This is a genomic window from Gordonia sp. N1V, assembly GCF_029269935.1.
GTDB lineage: Bacteria > Actinomycetota > Actinomycetes > Mycobacteriales > Mycobacteriaceae > Gordonia > Gordonia polyisoprenivorans.
Window position 1 is genome coordinate 1 of record NZ_JARJDD010000052.1, and the last position, 1,679, is coordinate 1,679.

A 1,679-nucleotide genomic window follows, 5' to 3' on the forward strand; every position below is an offset into this window, starting at 1 on the left:
GCACGCAAGTCAGCAATCAAGCTAACCGTGTCCATTTTTTCGGGGGAACCCCAGTCGAACACCTTGCCCATCGCGCCGTGTCGCAACACGGCCATGTCGTCGATGCTGTCAGCGCCCGCCACCATCCCCGCCACCAGGGAAAACACCTTCCGATCCGGATGGGCGCCCTTGTCGGTGGGCACGCTCAGATGCTCACGCGCCAACTCCGACAAGCTGGCGCGTTCGGCCAGCGCCATCACCGGCACCACCCCCGCAGCGGCGAGGAGATTCGGATCGTCACAGGATGCAGACCGGACCGGGTGAGTGTGAGACAATCGCATCTACGAGATGCCCTCCTGCGTGTGTGGATGGAACCCTAGAGAAGTCCCATTCTGTCACTCAGACAGGGCATTTCGTTTATCCCTCACCGACCGATCACAAGCAAATCGGTGGATCGAGGCTAAGGCAGAAGCTGACAAGGTTATCGCTGACGCCAAGGCTGAAGCCGAGAAGATCAAGAAGGCGGCGTAGAGCAAGTAGATGTCAGCGTCAGGGCGAGTAGGCAGCTCTACTGCGAGGTGTGGAACTTCCGACGAACCGAGTGGTCGAGAGCAGGAACACTCGCCGAACAGCTAACGAACCTTTACCTGGTGGCTGCAACTCAGAATCGGGCCGGTACCATTAATCGCCTTCTGTCGATGATTCACATTGACCAGATTGATCAGTGTCAGCTCCTAAAACGCCTCCGGATAGAATTTGCCGACCACTATCTTTTGCTGTGAGGATTAAAGAAGCTACCTGTAGATCCTTGTGCGAGGCTAGGTATTGTTTTGCAGTGTTGAGAGCAGCATCGCAAACAGGATCTGCTTCGGATTTGTCGCTCAGGGAGATTGTTGTTCGAGCTTCGATGGAACATGAGTAATAGGAAGTGTACGCGTTTAAAATCTTGGGGGATGTGGCCTTAATTGTGTTCTCGAGTCCTTCCGATGCAGGACAATCGACGGACCCGGATTTTGCTTTGATGCCGTATCGAACAGCAGGCTTGCACTGAATTGGAAGGCTCGGATCGTTCGACGCTGGCGCTGCAATATCCGTCCCATCCCCGGACTCCAAAACCATTCGAATCTTTCCGTCGCTGACCTTGTGGCACATCTCGTATAGTCCAGATGCTTCGCTTGAGTCAGGATCTATCGCGGAGGTTAAACCGGCTAGATGGACGGTAACATCGTCACACTTGCTGCCGTTGAAAGTGAACTCGGGCTGGTATGAATTGGTGTCGTTGGTAGGCTTCCCGGTTGAACCGTCGTTGCTCGATTGAAGAGCGGACTTAATCGACGACTGTTGACTCTGGCAAATTGAATCGGAAGAATTGTCGTCAGAGCATGAGGCTAGAACCGCTCCGATAAGCGACGCAATCGCAGCTAGTACTAACACCTTCGCAGTTTTTGATGTTGAGGATCGCGTGATCACGAAATTCTCCTGATCTGTCACAAGTGTGATCCCTGCCTGATAGTGGAGGGCGATAGAACCATACATCATGAAGGTTCGTAACCTTGACATTAGATTCGCGGAGTTCATCCGATCGGACTACGAGAAGCCCTGGCGACTGTGCCTCGGCAGCGTTTACCTTGACCATTGTGCCTGCCTAGTGGCGCGAGTTTGAAGTTGTTGGACGGTTGGCTTTTTCTAGGATCTGTTCG

The 1,679-nt window shown here is 53.6% G+C and carries 1 pseudogene; it reads right to left on the reverse strand.

Annotated features, from left to right (window positions below):
* Window positions 1-248, reverse strand: a pseudogene (locus P3L18_RS28035) (hypothetical protein); the annotation flags it as partial.
* Between the last annotated feature and the right edge of the window lie 1,431 nt (window positions 249-1,679).